14 protein-coding genes are annotated in these 18,628 nt (G+C 35.9%); 7 read left to right on the forward strand and 7 right to left on the reverse strand.

Translation table 11 applies throughout. From position 1 onward, the window contains the following. Positions 1-53 precede the first annotated feature (53 nt). From TYM08_RS11770 to rpsF, 7 genes are all read right to left on the reverse strand, one after another. Complete coding sequence (locus TYM08_RS11770; protein WP_422379341.1) at positions 54-4,865, reverse strand: NAD-glutamate dehydrogenase; 4,812 nt, start codon at positions 4,863-4,865, stop codon at positions 54-56. Positions 4,866-5,073: 208 nt separating this feature from the next. Continuing rightward, positions 5,074-5,490: a phosphate ABC transporter substrate-binding protein gene (locus TYM08_RS11775; protein ID WP_422379342.1), complete on the reverse strand. Its 417-nt coding sequence runs from the start codon at positions 5,488-5,490 to the stop codon at positions 5,074-5,076. A gap of 11 nt (positions 5,491-5,501) precedes the next feature. Further along, positions 5,502-6,695: a hypothetical protein gene (locus tag TYM08_RS11780; RefSeq protein WP_422379343.1), complete on the reverse strand. Its 1,194-nt coding sequence runs from the start codon at positions 6,693-6,695 to the stop codon at positions 5,502-5,504. A gap of 13 nt (positions 6,696-6,708) precedes the next feature. Next, the gene (locus TYM08_RS11785) at positions 6,709-8,328 is read right to left on the reverse strand and encodes a methyl-accepting chemotaxis protein (RefSeq protein WP_422379344.1); all 1,620 of its coding nucleotides are present in this window, start codon (positions 8,326-8,328) and stop codon (positions 6,709-6,711) included. Between the two features lie 233 nt (positions 8,329-8,561). Then, positions 8,562-9,011 (reverse strand): 50S ribosomal protein L9, encoded by a 450-nt coding sequence (gene rplI / locus TYM08_RS11790; RefSeq protein ID WP_422379345.1) that lies wholly within the window; start codon positions 9,009-9,011, stop codon positions 8,562-8,564. A gap of 15 nt (positions 9,012-9,026) precedes the next feature. Further along, the gene (gene rpsR, locus TYM08_RS11795; protein WP_422379346.1) at positions 9,027-9,254 is read right to left on the reverse strand and encodes a 30S ribosomal protein S18; all 228 of its coding nucleotides are present in this window, start codon (positions 9,252-9,254) and stop codon (positions 9,027-9,029) included. Positions 9,255-9,256: 2 nt separating this feature from the next. Further along, on the reverse strand, positions 9,257-9,691 hold the full coding sequence (gene rpsF, locus TYM08_RS11800; RefSeq protein ID WP_422379347.1) for a 30S ribosomal protein S6: 435 nt from the start codon (positions 9,689-9,691) through the stop codon (positions 9,257-9,259). A 296-nt stretch (positions 9,692-9,987) separates the two neighbouring features. Here rpsF and TYM08_RS11805 point away from each other — a divergent pair, with 296 nt between their 5' ends. The 7 genes from TYM08_RS11805 (at position 9,988) to pyk (ending at position 18,337) form a co-directional block, all read left to right on the forward strand. Beyond that, entirely contained in the window at positions 9,988-10,779 is a 792-nt protein-coding gene (locus TYM08_RS11805) for a cytochrome C assembly family protein (protein ID WP_422379348.1), read from the forward strand. Between the two features lie 57 nt (positions 10,780-10,836). After that, positions 10,837-12,132 carry an HlyC/CorC family transporter gene (locus TYM08_RS11810; protein WP_422379349.1) on the forward strand — a complete coding sequence of 432 codons (1,296 nt, stop codon included), beginning with the start codon at positions 10,837-10,839 and terminating at the stop codon, positions 12,130-12,132. Positions 12,133-12,139: 7 nt separating this feature from the next. Further along, a complete protein-coding gene (gene trmJ, locus TYM08_RS11815) occupies positions 12,140-12,838 on the forward strand; it encodes a tRNA (cytosine(32)/uridine(32)-2'-O)-methyltransferase TrmJ (protein ID WP_422379350.1) in 699 nt (232 codons plus the stop codon). Positions 12,839-13,226: 388 nt separating this feature from the next. Further along, entirely contained in the window at positions 13,227-13,958 is a 732-nt protein-coding gene (locus TYM08_RS11820) for a response regulator transcription factor (protein ID WP_422379351.1), read from the forward strand. Next, positions 13,958-15,436 (forward strand): sensor histidine kinase, encoded by a 1,479-nt coding sequence (locus tag TYM08_RS11825; RefSeq protein ID WP_422379352.1) that lies wholly within the window; start codon positions 13,958-13,960, stop codon positions 15,434-15,436. Before TYM08_RS11820 ends, TYM08_RS11825 begins: the two co-directional genes overlap by 1 nt. A 359-nt stretch (positions 15,437-15,795) precedes the next feature. Further along, a complete protein-coding gene (gene gap, locus TYM08_RS11830) occupies positions 15,796-16,824 on the forward strand; it encodes a type I glyceraldehyde-3-phosphate dehydrogenase (RefSeq protein ID WP_422379353.1) in 1,029 nt (342 codons plus the stop codon). A gap of 70 nt (positions 16,825-16,894) precedes the next feature. Next, entirely contained in the window at positions 16,895-18,337 is a 1,443-nt protein-coding gene (gene pyk, locus TYM08_RS11835; RefSeq protein ID WP_422379354.1) for a pyruvate kinase, read from the forward strand. Positions 18,338-18,628: the final 291 nt, after the last annotated feature.

Consider the following 18,628-nt stretch of genomic DNA (forward strand, 5'->3'; position numbering starts at 1 on the left):
TTAATCAAAAAAAACCACTGATATTCAGTGGTTTTTTTTAGCTTTTATAATTATTAAACCTGCAACGAAGCTTGAGATAAATCTAGAAGTTCGCGTACCGCAACAGAAATCATGGCTATTTCCGGCTCACTGTTAGCTTGAATTTCAATCATCATTTTATTCCAACGATCAATCAATATCTCATTTTTATCTAACCAACATTCAATGCACTGATCTATTGAACTGTCTTCAGTACAATCCATAATGATACCCTGGGTAATTCTGCGTTGTTGCCATTCAATGTCATCTCTAAATGCTTCTCTGGCAAGAGCCTGCCAGTTTGAATTCACCACTAGGTCATTTAATTGCAATGCAAAAGTATCCAGTCCAAGCACATCTCCTAGTTTAAAGAATGACCTTGCAATTTCACAAATTGGACGATCTGAGGACTGACCTACCGCAATCACACCTAAGCACTGGTATCTAAAATGATTGGAGGCCAATAATAAAGCATGTTTTTCGTCCAGTCCTAAATCGAGATTTTTTGCAATTCGATTTTTAAACCCATCTAAACGTTTACCTGAAATAATCTCATCTATTTTTAAGGTTAATTCATCCATAGGTTTGGAGAATTGATCAATCAATTGCTTCACATCAATTCCTAAGCGATTATTTTTCAATATCCATCGCGTTGCCAACCTCACCGATCGAATTACTTCCTTCATCATGTCATTTTGATCATCACAATTTGCTTTGAAGTCACAGGATTCAATAGCTCTAAAAATATCATGCATAGAAAATAATTCTCTTGCCACAATGTAAGCACGAGCAATTTCTAAAGAACTACTGCCTGTGGATTCTTTTATTCGGTTAACAAAACAAATCCCCATATGATTAAATAAATCATTTGCAACTTGTGTAGCGACAATCTCTGTTTTTAATCGATGACCATAAACTGACTTTTTGAACGCTTTTGTAAGTGATTTAGGAAAAGCCGTTTCCACCTCTTTTTCAACAAAGGCATCGGTTCCAATTTTGCTCGCAATCAATATTTCTTTAAAATCCCCTTTGCCATAAGAAATCAATACGGACAATTCAGGTCGAGTTAACCCTTCCTCTTTTGCCTTACGTTCTACAATTTCTTCATCCGTTGGAATAAACTCCAACTCTCTATCTAATTTTCCAGATTGCTCCATTTTATTAATAAAATGGCGGTACTCATTAATTCGATTCACACAATCACTATGCGCTAATGCAATAGCTTGATCTTGACGATAGTTATTAGTTAACACTAACTCTGAGACTTCGTCAGTCATCTTACTCATCCATTGATTTCTCTGCTTAACCGTTAAGTCTCCATTTGCAACTAAATCATCAAGTAAAATTTTAATATTGACTTCATGATCTGAGCAATCTACACCAGCAGCATTATCAATAAAATCAGTAAACGATTTACCTTGATTAGTTAGTGCGTATTCAATTCGGCCTTTTTGGGTAAAACCTAAGTTCCCACCTTCACCTACTACTTTTGCTTTTAATTGGCATCCGTCTATTCGCAAAGCATCGTTCGCTTTATCACCTACATCAGAATGTTGCTCGCTTGATGCTTTAACATAAGTACCAATTCCGCCATTCCAAATTAAATCAATCTCTGCTTGTAATATACGTTTAATCAATTCAGTTGGTGGTAATGAAGATTCTGTTATACCAAAGGCATCTTGCATCGGTTTGGTTAATTTTATGGATTTTGCCTGTCTTGAAAATATTCCACCGCCTTTAGAAATTAATGACGAATCAAAATCTTCCCAAGAGGATCTAGGCAATTCAAATAATCGTTTTCTTTCGACAAAAGTTTTGGCGCTATCAGGATTAGGATCAATAAAAATATGCAAATGATTAAACGCAGCTTTTAAACAGATGTGCTCACTTAACAACATACCATTACCAAACACATCCCCCGCCATATCCCCAATGCCAATGACAGAAAAGTCTTCCTTTTGAATATCTAGATTCATTTCTCTAAAGTGACGTTGCACACTCACCCACGCACCTCTTGCGGTAATGCCCATTTTTTTATGGTCATATCCGTTTGAACCGCCTGATGCAAAGCCATCACCTAACCAAAAATCGTATTCATTAGACAACTCATTGGCTATATCAGAAAATGTTGCCGTACCTTTATCTGCCGCTACAACTAAATAAGGATCATCTTCATCATAGCGTTTAACGGATTTAGGTGGACTGACTTCACCTTCAATTAAGTTATCCGTAATATCTAATAATCCACGAATGAAAAATCGATAACAAGCAATCCCTTCATTTAAAAACGCTTCGCGTCCGCCCTCTGTTGGAAGTTGTTTTGCAACAAATCCACCTTTTGCACCCACAGGCACAATGACTGCATTTTTAACTTGCTGCGCTTTCACCAAACCCAATACTTCCGTTCTGAAATCTTCTATGCGATCAGACCAACGTAATCCGCCACGCGCCACTTTTCCACCACGTAAATGCACACCTTCAACTCTTGGCGAATACACAAAAATTTCAAATAATGGTCTTGGTTTTGGAATCCCTTCAATATCACGAGGGCTGATTTTAAAGCTCACGTATTCTTTTAATTTTCCGTGTTCATCCGGCTGATAAAAATTGGTACGTAAAATTGCACGAATTAATTCAATGTACTTTCTTAGAATTCTGTCTTCATTTAAGTTTTCAACATTTTCTAATTTCAACTCCATTTCATTAATTAAATCAGTTTGTGCTGCTTGTGTATCTTGAACATTTGGCGAGAATTTAATATGGAATAACTTCACGATTTCAGATGCAAGATCGGTATTTTTAATTAAAGTTTGAGCAATGTAATGCTGCGATAGACCAAAACGAATTTGTTTCATATATCGTGCTAATGCTCTTAGAATGACTACATCATTCCATTTAATATTCGCTTTTAAAATTAATTGATTATATAAATCGCTTTCAGCCTTTTTATACCAAATATTAGAAAACGCTTCGATAAACAAATCTCGATACAATGCAGGATCCAAATCAGGATTCGGATCATACAAAAGCGTAAAATCATAAATCCAAATTGATTTTTCTTGCTCTCGATGAATATGATATGGATATTCATCTACTACTTTTAAACCAAAATTTTCAAGTACTGGGATTAAATCCGATAATAATAATGCTCCGCCTAAATGAAATATTTTTAATTTAATTTCACTTTTAGCCGCATCAATATGGCGATAAAAATTCAATGCCATTTGATTTTCATCATTTAATGTTTGCATTCTTGCAATGTCATTTACAGCGACTCGAGCTGAATAACTCTCACAATATCCAGATGGAAATGCATCTTTATACAACGCATAAATTTGATTGGATTCTTCTTCACCATAAGATTCATTTAAAGAAAACAACAAATCATCACTCCACAATCTTGCTATGGTTACAAGTTGAGATTCTATTTGTTTAATATCAATGTCTTTTATGGATTTTGATAATTTAAATACAAAATACGTTCTTGCTAACACTGATTCACTTAATGTTGTGACAAAATCAGATCCTTCTACAGGCAATGTCGATTCAAAAAATGCTTGCATTTTTTTACGTACATCAGTGGAGTACACATCTTTTGGTGTGTAGACAATTGCGGTTAAAAACTTCCCATATTCATCTACCCTCATGAACAATCGAACCTGACTTCGCTCTTGTAACGCCAATACATCCTGTAGTGCATACAGTAATTGCTCAGCATTCGATTGAATTAATTCATCTCGTGGGAAGGTATGCAATAAGTGAGACAACTCTTTATAATTGTGCTCATAACTTGAAAAGCCTGATTTTTTTAAAATCAGTTCTGCTTTTTTTCTAACAACAGGGATGGTTGCAGGTGAATGATTATAAACTTCAGAAGTATACAATCCCAAAATTCGATGCCCACCCACTACCTCACCTTTATCGTTATAACGTTTTACAATAATAAAATCTGCGTAAGCGTGTCTGTGTATGGTCGAACGTCGACCTGATTTTGAAAAACTCAATAAATCCGGTTTATAAATAAGCGCTCTTAAGTCATCATCTACATTCACCGTGGATTCTTTGCCCGATGAACGTTTATTTCTAAACAACCCTAAATGGCTGTCTTTTACATCTTTCATTGTCGTTTCAGTTAAATCAAAAGATTCGATACCTAAAAATGTAAAATGATTATCCGTGAGCCATTTTAAATATATGATGGCTTCATCTAATTCAGACGCTTCAAAAAATGACTGTGTTTTATATCCTTTTATTTGTTCAGCCATATTGTTAATGCTCTCCAATATTTCACTATAATCATTGCTGACCATTTTTATATCGGCTAATACTTGGTTGATTTCATTTTTTAATTCATCTCTAAATTCTAAAGAAGAACAACGATCAGTCTCTACATACAATAAAAACTCTTTGGTTAAGCCTTTTTTATCCTGTGTTTGAATTTCAATTAATTTGCCATCTTTATCTCTTTTCACAAAAAACGCACCGTGAAAAAGCGAATACACTGACATTTTACGTCTTGTTAACGCCATACGAATGGAATCAACAATAAATGGCATATTAGGAGTCAATATTGTGATAACGGTATGAGAGCACTGCCAATCTAACTCCTCTACATTAGGGTTAAAAACTTCTGTTTTAGAGCCCGAATGAATTTTTCGCCACAGTTTAGTGACCATTGCCGTTAAATCACTGATGGAATATGCAATTAAATCTCTGTTTGCAGCACTTGCAAAAATTGAATTGATAAACAGTTTAATTTGTTTTTCTTCATCGGGTAAGGATTTTAAAATTCGTGCAGTTAAATCGTTTAAAATTTTCTTAACTTGATTATTATGTTTATCTGGCATAGTGCGCCTCATTTCATTATTAGTTAACTATTCATTAAATCTAGTTGATATAAACACAAATAACAAAATTAAACATAATATTTTAATACTGTTAGAAAGCTAATCATTCATATATTTGATATGTAAATATATAAGTTCGTCTTAAAAATAAAAAAAACCAGCATAAGCTGGTTTTTTGAATTAATTTCTAATGTTTATATTTAGTTAACTAGTAAGTAAATAGTACTTTAACAGTATCATTCACTTGATCAGCTGGGATATAGCCAATAGCATCTGGATTTGAAGACACTAATTGTAACATATCAGCCGCACTGCCTACTTCTTGAGGCGGCGTCCCTTTTCCAGTGAATACCAATTTTGACCAATAAGACTTGACTTGTTTTGGGCTTTTTTCCAAAACTGTTTCATCAAAACCATCTCTAATTGCATCTCCAGATGAAAGGTTTATCGGGATTATTGAATTTCCTGATGGAAATTTTTTCACTTTACCTAAAAATATTTTACCCACTTCCTCTTTATCTAATGCATCAGCATTAGCAGCATTAACAATCACAGCCACTTCTGCAAAAGAAAGCGATGAAAATACCACTAATAAGGAGGACAATATTATTTTAATATATTTCATTTTTGTTCCCCTTAAAAAACAGTTGTTAATGCGGCACGGTAAATTAGAGCTGAATTATCTTCATCTAATAAATTATCTGTACGCTGAGTTAAATCAAACTTGAATGCAGTTGCTGGATGAAAATCCCATCTAAGACCTGCGGATATGTCTGTACTATCAGCTTCAGCATCTGCTAATTGCTCAGTACCAGCTTTTAAACCTTGATAAGCTGCATCTACACCGGCTCCGGCATAAGTTGAATCAATTTCATCAAGTTGCTCTTGAATAGTTTCATTAGCCGTTGAACTATCACCACCATATGTCACATGAGCGGTGAAATTATCAAACCGGTAACCAGCACTTATATAATACGACTGTGATTTACCAATAAAACTTTCAGATAAATTTAATAATGTATATTCTGCAACTACAAAGTACGTATCAAAATCAAGAGTTAAACCTAATCCTGAGAATGACACAGGGTCTTCATTAACGTTAATTTGCTTGATTAACTCATCCGCCTCAAATGCAGAAGCGTCGTCATATGCTTGCCAACCATCTGCAATTTGTTTCATTGGCGCCAAACCTATATCAATTTTAGCCATTGAATGCCCTAAACGGAACGTTGCAAAATCGTAAACACCAGTCCAATTAAATGTAAAACTATTATAGGAATCTAAATCTGCGTCATTACCACTTAAACTAAATCCATCTTTTTGTGTTCTACCGAACATAACTTGCAATGTAGAATCTAAATCACCAAAATAATTACTCATTATCATGGAAATCCCATTACTGGAATCAAAAGGCAGTGCATAAACATTTTCTGGTGGCGTTAACCAGTGATACGCATAACCAACATCGACATAATCTGAATACATATAAAAAGGTGATCTTTGCTTACCTGCTATTAATTTGATTGAATCATTTACTTCATAACTAATGTAAGCCCATTCAGCTTCAATAGACCAGTCATTTTCACCACGAGTCATTAATTGAGCTGTAGCAGTCACCCCCTCTCCTAAGTCAGAAGAAAATTGCAAACCTAAATTTGAACCTTTTTCAAATCTTAGTTTTTCGTCATAACCGTGCAATTCTTTATCTTCGGTTAAAGACTGTCCTGCAACCATTGTAGCAAAACCATTCATATTAATTTCCGCAAAACTTTGACCGCTAATGGCCATCGTTGCTGAGGAAACAATAATTGGTATTATTTTTCTTTTCATTTTTTTCTCCACTTTACACTTTAAAACTAGAAGTTAAATTATCTAAATCCGTGGCAAAATCATTCAACTTAACGCTTACATCCGTTAAACGATTAAATGCTTCAAGAGTTTGTTCTGTATCGCTATAGATACGATTCGTTTGTTGCACCATTTCTTGCGAAATACTTTTTTGTTGAACGGTTTCTTGTGCGATTGAACCATTCATAAGATTGATTTTTTCTATACTACTTTCAATTAGCTCTAAAATATTTCCTGCACTTTTAGCGCTATCGACACAGAGCTCTACTTTTTCAGTACTGCCTGACATTTTGTCAGTGGCTTGTTGAGAGCCTGCTTGCAGCTGATCTAAAATATCTTTAATTTCAGTGGTGGAGTCTTGTGTTCTTGAAGCAAGGGAGCGCACTTCATCCGCAACAACTGCGAATCCGCGCCCCTGTTCACCTGCTCGTGCTGCTTCAATAGCAGCATTTAATGCAAGTAAATTGGTCTGTTCAGCAATATTTCGAATGACTTCTAATACCATCACAACTTTATCAGCATCTTCTGCTAATTGAATAATGACACCATTAGCATCAGAAATATTAGACGATAATGTTTGAATGCCTTCGATGGTTTGCTGTACTTCTTTGTAACCTTTTTGCGCTTCATCCGCTGCTTCCTTAGTGGAAGATGCGGCATCTTGAGCTGATTTAGCCACACTAGTTGCGCTATGATTTAAAGTATCAATGTCTGTTTTAGATTCTTGCACACTGGATTTTTGTGACTGTAAAATCTTTTGAGTCGAACTAGAAAGCTCACTGATGTCATTGGCTAATTCTGCTAACGGCCTTGCAGTGTTCACAATTTGTTTCACAAGTTCTTGTTGCTTGTCTAAGGAACGATTAAACCAATACACTAGTTCCCCGACTTCATCCTTCGAGGTATTTTCTATTCTTTGAGTTAAATCTCCACTACCTTCAGCCATTCGCTTCAAGGGAAGCATAATATTAATTAGATTTTTACGAATAGAAAGTGCAATAGGAATACTGACAATCAACAATAAAGCGACAGTGATAACCCCAAACACAATACCAGCACTGATTGTTTTGGTGGTAGATTGATTGACCTGTTCAAATATGGCATTAAAGTCATTGGTTTTTTCTAATAAAAATTTATCTAAATTATTTTGCACAATTTCCAAATTTAATTGCATCTTAGTGCTTCTTTCACCAAGTGTTGAAAAATCCATTTCACCCTTTAACATTTCATTAGAAATAGAGTATGCACCTGCGTAGTAAGTATTAAATGAATCTTTTAAATATGCTGCCTCTTCGTTTATTTTTTTGGAAATACTGATAACTTCATCTAAAGTTTGATTAACTTGACTCCCTAATTCTTGGGCTGCAATTAAATAACTATCTTCATCAGAAGAAACGGCGTTTGATAAATTATCTTTAATTTTATCCAGAGCAACCTGCGCATCTTTTGCTGCAATCATTAATGGAAATTTTATGTTCTTAGCAATATCCAATTGATTAGATGTTTTGGTCATAGACAACGTGGTGAAAGTTAAAAAACCCGCAAAGCTGACTGTGCCGATAAGTGAAATGATGAGTATTTTTTTACTCACACTTAAATCTTTATAAAAATTCATGTTTTGACTCGCTATACGTCTTTATTTTTAGCTTAGACAAAGATTGAGTAATAACAAAAATTTTCTTAATTAATTTAATTTATGAAGCAATACATTAATTAATGTTATGCCAGAATGGCTTAAAGGTAGGATTAAATACGTTTGAAAGGGGAATATATTGAATGATTAATTTCTAAATATAAACATCCAAAAAAAAAGCACCCTAAGGTGCTTTTTGTACTTAAGATTAAAAATTAATCTTCAGTAACAATGTTTACAGTTACAGTTGAATTAACTTCAGCATGTAAATGTACAGCTACTTCAAAAGTACCTGTAGTACGTAAAGGACCTTCAGGCAAACGGATTTCAGACTTATCAACTTCAACGCCTAAAGCGATGATAGCGTCAGATAAATCACGAGTACCGATTGAACCGAATAACTTACCTTCATCACCAGCTTTAGAAGCGATTGTCACAGACAATGTTTCTAATTTAGCAGCACGTGCTTGAGCAGCAGCTAATTTCTCAGCAGCGGCTTTTTCCAATTCAACACGACGAGCAGCGAACTGTTCAACGTTTGCAGGAGTAGCTGTTACAGCTTTGCCTTGTGGGATTAAGAAGTTACGACCAAAACCAGCTTTAACTGAAACTTGATCGCCTAATTCGCCTAACTTACCAACTTTTTCTAATAGAATTACGTTCATTATATTATTCCCCTATTACTTATGTGAATCGGTATAAGGTAATAAAGCAACATAACGAGCGCGTTTGATAGCAGTCGAAAGTTGACGCTGATAACGAGCGCGAGTACCAGTGATACGGCTTGGTACAATCTTACCAGTTTCAGAAACGTAACCTTTTAAAAGGTCTAAATCTTTATAATCGATTTCTGTGATATTTTCTGCAGTGAAACGACAGAATTTACGACGACGGAAAAAACGAGCCATGATTAAGCCTCCCCTTCATCTTCAGAGTCAACATCATCGATGTCTTCATCCGAAATAGATTCATCTTCAGCAGAAGTGTTAGATACACGTTGTGCTTCTTCACGAGCTTTTTTCGCTTCTACGCCTTTCATCATTGGTGACGCTTCAGTCACTTCAGTTTTAGTGCGAATTACCATGTTACGAATGATTGCATCGTTAAAACGGAAAGTTGTTTTCAACTCATCCATAGTTTCATTATCAGCAACAACATTTAGTAAAATGTAATGAGCTTTGTGGATTTTGTTGATTGGGTAAGCCAATTGACGACGGCCCCAGTCTTCGTTACGAGAAATTGAACCACCAGCGTTAACAATAGCGCCTGTGTAACGTTCAACCATCGCAGGAACTTGTTCAGATTGGTCAGGATGAACCAAAAGAACGATTTCATAATTGCGCATTTAAAATGCTCCCTATGGGTTATAACCTTTTTATATGTACTAACAGTATCAATACAAATAAGGTAAGGAGTGAATAAAACTGCAAAGTATTTTGCAGGCGCGGGATTATACTGCTTTTAACAAAAAGGGCAACCAACTTCAGCGATGATTTTTTGTACATTCAAGTAATGAACAAACCATTATCAAAACGAGTAGCTGCAATAACTTAATTACGGGGTTCACAAAACACTTTGAATTAAAGGGTGATTATGACACACTAGTGTGATAATCATTCTCAATTAGAAACTGGTTTTCATATGATCATTTTAAGTGCAAGCCTAACCAGCATGGCCTATCTTTTAGTCAGCCTATTACAAGGCCTTTCTATTTTTTCCAAAGGAAAAAAACCAAACAAGAACCTGATTATTGCAATTGCCCTAATTGCAATAATGGCGCACATTCACATATTATCCAGCCAAATATGGACAGAAAACGGTGTCATTCTCAGTCTCTATAACATCCTTTCGTTAATCAGCATTTGTTTTGTAAATATCATTTTACTAAGTAGCTTTCGTAAACCCGTCGATAATTTATTTGTTTTCTTATTCCCATTTGCTGCCCTTTCAGTATTACTCTCAAGTATTTGGGGGACCGATGCAGCGGCTAAACACTTTGAACTTGGTCTTATCTCACATATTTTCTTATCAATTATTGCCTATAGCATTTTAATGATCAGTGCAGTGCAAGCCATTTTACTTTGGCTTCAAAATCATCAACTTAAACACAATTTGAACGGACGATTGACTCAAGTATTACCCTCTTTACAATCGATGGAACGCCTATTATTTGACTTGATTCTGATTGGATTTGTATTGTTAACCCTAAGTATTTTCACTGGAATCGTTTTCAAAGGATTTGCAGAATTATCCTCCCCTGAAATTTTCCAAAAACTGATATTTACCATTGTTGCTTGGTTGATATATTTAGCACTTTTAGTTGGTCATTTAATGCTTGGATGGCGCGGTGTGATTGCAAGTAAATTAACAATAGCGGGGTTTGTTTTTTTAGTGATTGCTTTTTTAGGCACAAAATTACTATTTATTAATTGACTTTAGTTGTCCAAACTTAAAGAATACGAATCTTATTAGCTACTCAGGAGTTACTCGTTGGACGAGTTGCCCATCTCAATAGATGCAATTTTGTGGATTGTATTAGTCATTTTAATTTTATGCTCAGCATTTTTCTCTAGCTCTGAAACGGCTATGATGTCCCTTAATCGTTATCGATTAAAAAACCTTGTTAAAAAAGGACAAAAATCTGCAGTTAACGCCAACAAACTACTTAAACGCCCAGAAAGCCTCATTAGCGTTATATTGATCGGGAACAATCTAGTTAATATTGCCGCAGCATCCATTGCCAGCGTACTTGCTACCCGCCTGTTACCTGAAAATGAAAATTTAGCCCTCATTTTATCAACCATATTACTGACAATTGCCGTATTAGTTTTTGCCGAGGTTACTCCAAAAACCATTGCACAAAAATTCCCAGAACGAATTGCATTTCCTGCTTCATACTTACTTAAACCATTATTTACCGTTTTTGCTCCACTTGTGTGGGTAATGAATCATCTAGTTGGTTCATTATTATGGATTCTTAGAATTGATACCAAAAGCGGATCATCTGACGCATTAAGCACCGAAGAGCTTAAAACCATAGTGACCGAATCAGGCGAAGTCATTCAAACACAACGACAAGACATGTTACTAGGGGTTTTAGATCTAGATAATGTCAGCGTTTCAGACATCATGGTACCTAGAAACGAAGTGGTTGGATTAGATTTAGATGACGATATCGAATCACTTGCAGAACAAATTAAATTATCTCACTTTACTCGACTCCCTGTTTATAAAGGAGACCTTGATAAGGTAATTGGTATGCTGCACTTACGCGATGCTAATGACTTTTTGTTTTCAGAAAATCCATCCAAAGTAATGCTTAAAAAAGCAACCATAGATAATTATTTCGTCCCAGAAAACACACCACTTCACACCCAACTAATCAATTTCCAAAAAGAAAAACGCCGCATGGGATTAGTGGTTGACGAATACGGCGACGTCCAAGGCCTGGTGACACTTGAAGATTTACTTGAAGAGATCGTTGGGGATTTTACCCGTGATATTTTATTTAACTCTAAAGATTTACACGAGCAAAATGACGGATCCTACGTAGCTGAAGGCAGCACAAGTATTCGAGATATCAATAAAACCCTGAACTGGAAACTCCCTACAGAAGGCGCAAAAACCATAAATGGTTTGATTGTCGAGCAACTCGAAAGCATACCAGACTCAAATATGAGTATCATCGTCGGGGATTACGTCATTGAAATATTACAAATTAAAGATAAAAAAGTCATGACCGCCCAACTTTCAAACAAGAAAAAACAAAAGCAATTAGATTTATAGGCCCATTTTGCACAATATTAAAATCGTTTTGATTCAAACATTTCATCCTGGCAATATTGGCGCAGCTGCCCGCGCCATGAAAAACATGGGGTTATCCAACCTTGTACTGGTCAATCCTGTTGATTTTCCTAGTGACGAAGCCACTAGCCGAGCTGGACAAGCAACGGACGTATTAGAAAATGCAACCGTAGTGAGTTCACTTGAAGAAGCCGTTCAAGACTGCCAATTAGTAATTGGTACTAGCGCACGTGATCGCACAATCACACTACCCGCATTAACATCGCAACAATGCGGTGAAAAGTTAGTGGCAGAGCAGCAATCTGGTAAAGTAGCCGTTATTTTTGGCCGCGAAAGAATGGGGCTACATAACAGCGATTTAAAACAGTGCCACTTTCAACTTAATATTGATGCCAACCCAGAATACCCAGTATTAAATATTTCACAAGCCATACAAATTGTATGCTACGAAGTATTTAAAGCGGGACAAAAACAATACGAACCTCAAATCGAAGCTTATCCATTAAATGATGATTTGAACCGTTTTTACGATCATTTAGAATCAAGCTTAACAGGGAGTGGATTTATAAAACCAAGTCACCCTGGACAAGCAATCGAACACTTAAGAGCACTATTTAAACGCGCACGACCAACAAGTAAAGAGCTACAAATTCTACGCGGCATGCTTTCCAGCTTTGATAAAGAGTAACAAATAGCCTGATTGTTTTTTACAAAACCTATAAATAATCAGGTATTTTCCTTCCCAAGAAAACAATTCAAATTAACTTCGCATAACTTGTGAGGCATAAACACCATTTTAGCCCGCATTTCATAATAGTTACTGGCATCATTTCAAAAATTGATTTCAACTTGATATACCTTCTTAAACATCTAAGAAATATAGCAAATAATCACAAAAAGAATCCTACAGAATTAAGCATCTTTTATTGATTGAATAACTCACTATTACCCTTGTAACAACAAAGCTGTAAGATAATCTAATAATCAGACCCCATTCAATGAAAATCAAATAAAGACCAAATAAAAAAGTCATCCATTGATGGCTTTTTGAATCCCTAAAAACGTGAGCATTTTTTATGAGCTACAAAGTATTAGCTGTGGAAGACCAAACTGAAATTGCAAAATTAATACAAATCAATTTACAGCAAATGGATATTCAATGTGACATAGAACATGATGGCCAGCAAGCATTAGAGCGCGCATTAAACAATCATTACGATGTCGTCATTTTAGATGTCATGCTTCCAAGCTTATCCGGACTTGAAATCTGCAAAGCACTGCGAAAAAAAAACCCAAAACAATCGATCATCATGCTTACCTCGAAAAATTCAGAATTAGACCGCGTTCTGGGTTTGGAATTAGGCGCCGATGATTATATGACCAAACCCTTTAGTATTTTAGAATTACAAGCCAGAATCAAAAGCCAATTACGCAAAGTTGAAATTTTAAATCAATCCACACAATCTCTACCTATTAACTCATCCGATGAAGTTTTAACCTTTCAAGACATTACAATTAATTTAAAAACCCACCAGGTTATAAGACAGCAACAACCACAAAATCAGATTATCGAACTAACAAGCTTGGAATTTGACTTATTATTGTTTTTAGCAAAATCAACTGGCGAAGTTTTTTCCCGAACACAATTACTTGATAAGGTATGGGGTTATCAACATGCAGGCTATGAACACACTGTAAATTCTCACATCAATCGATTACGAAACAAAATAGAACCTAACGCAAAAGAACCAAAATACATTCATACGGTTTGGGGTGTTGGTTATAAATTTGAAATCAAGGATCAATAATGAATATTCATTTTAAACTGTCTTTATATCAACGTTTAGCGATATCTCTAACCATAATGGTAATCATTTTATTAAGTGTCTTATTATATGCTACCAACTCAATTGAACAGCAAACTAAACTTAAAGCTGAACAAAATTTGCATTCACAACTTGCTCATCATTTAGTTGATGACAACCAATATTTAAGCGATGGAAAATTTGATTACGAAACATTAAAGAATTTATTTCACACCCAAATGTTATTAGGCCCTGCTTTTGAATTTTATTTTCTAGACCCTCAAGGAAAAATTTTAAGTTACGCTGTACCTAAGGACTCAGTATTATTAGATCACATCAATATCGACCCATTACTAGAATCCCTTAATCAAGACCCGATTTTTCCAATATTCGCTCAAGATCCTCGCTCATTAAATGGCGAAAAAATATTTTCTGCTGCCCCTATTTATAAAAACAAGGCATTACTTGGATATTTATACATCATAATAGGTGGCCAACAATATGACACTTCTTATTCAATTTTTAGCGAACAAGGAGAATTCTCAAGAGAATTATTTTTACTAGTGACTGTTATTATTTCCCTTTTAATATTTTTATTAGTATTGTTTTATTTTTTCACCCACCCGCTGAACAAACTTAAAAAATACGCAGATCAAATTTGGTTAGACCAATCAGACTTTGACAAACAAACCCAACAAAACTGGCCAAACAGTCATAACGAAATCCATCAATTGGGTCGCAGCGTGAACGAAATGACCAGAAGACTTCAAAAACAATACACACAACTTCAACAATTAGACACTCAAAGAAAAGGGTTGTTAGCGGATTTATCCCACGATTTAAGAACTCCACTTGCCTCATTGACAGGTTATCTAGAGACATTAAACATCCAAGAAGACTTAAGTGAAGAACAAAAAAAACAATTTATAGATGTTGCAATGAAAAATGCGAAACAATTAACCACCTTAATTGATCAATTATTTGAACTTGCTTATTTAGAAGGAGGACAGGTAAAACTACACAAAGAACACATCAATTTGTCTGAATTTTTAGGAGATATTATTGCTAAATTTCAATTACAACTTAATGAAAAAAACATTCAACTTAATTTTGATGCAGACGACCACCACCTTATTATATTTACAGACATCGAAAAATTTGAACGCATCATCAGCAATATTGTAGATAATGCAATCAGGCACAGCAAACACGATGACAGCATCACCGTATCATTTTCTCAACACAAACATCAGTGCATCATTAAAATCAAAGACACTGGTGTCGGCATTGCAAGCGAAGAATTAAGCTACATTTTTGATGCACGTTACCAAGCCAGCAACAGTCAAAACAAAGCCAATAAGAATGTAGGCCTTGGTCTTGCCATTACAAAAAATTTAGCTGCATTACTAGAAGGTACTATTCAGGTAAAAAGTGAATTAGGTAAAGGCACTGAATTTAGTTTTACTCTGCCGACCAATTAAACATACATTTAAAAAACCAAAATAATAGTTACTTGGTTATTGTATTTATCAATTCGCCTGCACTTACAACCTAAAATGACCTACACCCTTTTAAGAATGGTTTTTTACGCTTTGAGAACTGCACTGCAAACCACATATTCATCGGCATACACTTAAATGATTAAAAGCTCCATAACCAATTCTGTAATAAAATTACGTAATTTTATGCACAAATGTGAATTAGTAGATTTTTCAGGCAAATTACTGTATAAATATGCCCAAAATTAAACAGTCAAAGAGTGAAACCGTAAGAAAGTTACACGTTGACTACATAAACCGACGGCCCTTGGGCTGTTTGAATAACAAAATGGGAACTATCCATGTCTAAAATTAAAGTTGCAATTAATGGTTATGGCCGTATCGGTCGTAACGTTCTTAAAGCATTGTACGAAGCAAATGAAGCGGGTAAAGGCTACCCAATCGAAATCGTTGCTATCAACGATTTAGGTGATTCTAAAATCAACGCTCATTTAACTAAATATGATACAGCTCACGGTCGTTTCCCGTTCTCTGTAGATTTTGATGAAAAATCTTTAACAGTTAATGGCGATGTTATCAAAACTTTCTCTGAGCGTAACCCAGCTGACCTTCCTTGGGGTGAGTTAGACGTAGACGTAGTATACGAATGTACTGGTTTCTTCGCGACTAAAGATAAAGCACAAGCTCACATCGATGCTGGCGCTAAAAAAGTAATCATCTCTGCTCCTGCTGGAACTGAAGTTGATGCGACCATCGTTTACGGTGTTAACCAAAACGAATTAACATCTGCAATGACTGTTATTTCAAACGCTTCTTGTACTACTAACTGTTTAGCACCTATCGCTAAGCCGTTAAACGACGCGTTAGGCATCAAATCTGGTTTGATGACTACTATTCACGCTTACACTAACGATCAAAAATTGTCTGATGTTTATCACACAGATTTATATCGTGCACGTGCTGCAGCAATGAACATGATCCCAACAGCTACTGGCGCTGCTAAAGCAGTGGGTCTTGTTGTTCCTGAGTTGGCTGGTAAAGTTGACGGTATGGCTGTTCGTGTTCCTACGATCAACGTATCTTTAGTAGATTTAACGTTTGAATCTGCTACACCTACTACTGCTGAAGCGGTAAACCAAATCATCGCTGACGCAATTGCTGCTGACTCGGTATTGGCTGAAGTATTAGCAATCAACACTGAATCTTTAGTATCTTGTGATTTCAACCACAATGCATACACTTCAAACTTTGATGCTACTCAAACTCGCGTAATCGGTAACTTAGTTAAAGTTATGTCTTGGTACGATAACGAGTGGGGCTTCTCAAACCGTATGTTAGATAACACGGTTGCATTAATGAACGCTAAGTAATTAGCATTCATCGAAAAGCCCGGCTAAGCTGGGCTTTTTTTGTTTTTACTCAAACAAGAATATGTGAATTATGCTAAGACGTACTAAAATCATTGCCACGCTAGGCCCATCAACGGATTCTCTTGAAAAAGTGCATGCGATCATTGAAGCTGGCGCCAATATTGTACGACTTAATTTTGCTCACTGCAGCGCTGAAGAACATAAACAGCGTGCACTTTGGGTTCGTGAAGCGGCTAAATCCCTAGGTAAATTTATTGCCATTTTGGGCGATCTACAAGGCCCTATTATTCGCATTGGCGAATTAACACACCCTATTCAATTACAGTCAAACCAAACCTATACCCTAAATTGTTCTGACCAATCCTTTATTGGCGATGACCAACGTGCTTGGGTAAATTTTGCAGATCTTAATCAAAATGCAAAAATAGGTGACGTCTTCTTTTTAGATGATGGCAAGGTTCAACTTTCTGTTATTGATATAAACAACCAAGATTTAATTTGTAATGTTGACCAAGCCGGTATTGTTTCAACCAATAACAGCATCAATAAATTTGGTGGTGGCCTTAGTGCTAACTGCATTACAAAACTAGACGAACAAAACCTTCTACTTGCAAATGAAATTGGCTGCGATTACGTATCCGTTTCGTTTGTTAAACATGCAGAAGACATTATATCGGCCCGTTTTTTATTAGAAAAAATTGGATCAAATGCCGAAATCGTTGCCAAAATTGAACGCGCCGAGGCGGTTCAAGACAGCGAAACACTTGATGATATTATTTTAGCCAGCGACGCAGTGATGATTGCGCGTGGCAATTTAGGCATTGAGATTGGACACGCTGAATTAATTGGCGTGCAAAAGCACATTATTGAACGCGCAAGACAACTGGACCGCGTCGTGATTACTGCCACACAAATGATGGAATCGATGATTGAAAATCCATTTCCGACACGCGCCGAAGTATTTGATGTGGCTAACGCAGTATTAGATGGCACCGATTGTGTCATGCTAAATGCAGAAACCGCCATTGGCCAGTTTCCTATTGAAACATTAGTAGCGGTCAATGAAGCTTGCGAAGGGGCCGAACGACAAAAAAAAGCAACCACGTCAACGCATCGTATTGATCGTGAATTTACCCAAATTGACGAAGCGATTGCCATGAGTGTGATGTACGCGGCCAATCATTTAAAAGGTGTAAAAGCCATTATAAGCCTGACTGAATCTGGATCCACACCATTATGGATGTCTAGAATTTCTTCAGGTTTACCTATTTATGCGCTATCTCGCCGCCAAGCAACATTAAATCGTGTGGCGATATACCGTGGCGTTGAAGCGATTGAATTTGATGTAACAAAAGTAGCACCCAATCAATTAAATCGTTTTGCCGTCGAAGAATTAAAACAACGCAATATCGTTACCGACGGAGATTTAGTTTTGATCTCTAAAGGCGATCATATGGGCATTCATGGTGGGACGAACTCAATTAAAATCGTCAGCTGTGGCAATATTTTATAAAGAACAACATGTATTCAGACTAACAAATTTGTCGCTAGACAAAGGTTATTAAGTCTTTGCAAAATCCATTTAACGCTGTCTTTTTACTTTAATAAACAGACAAAATTAAAAGACATTTTGCAAGATTTCACTACCCCACACACTGACGATATAAAATATTTGTTTTCTGAATAAGCAATTTAAGGTAAATTGTGCGGCTTTTTAACGTAACAATTTGTATAATATTTGGCTTTCACTTACAAAGTGTGAGTTTTTTTCAACAATCAACCCCTTATCAAGGGTACGAGGCTT

It is taken from the genome of Marinicellulosiphila megalodicopiae (assembly GCF_045862395.1).
Taxonomy (GTDB): domain Bacteria; phylum Pseudomonadota; class Gammaproteobacteria; order Pseudomonadales; family Natronospirillaceae; genus Marinicellulosiphila; species Marinicellulosiphila megalodicopiae.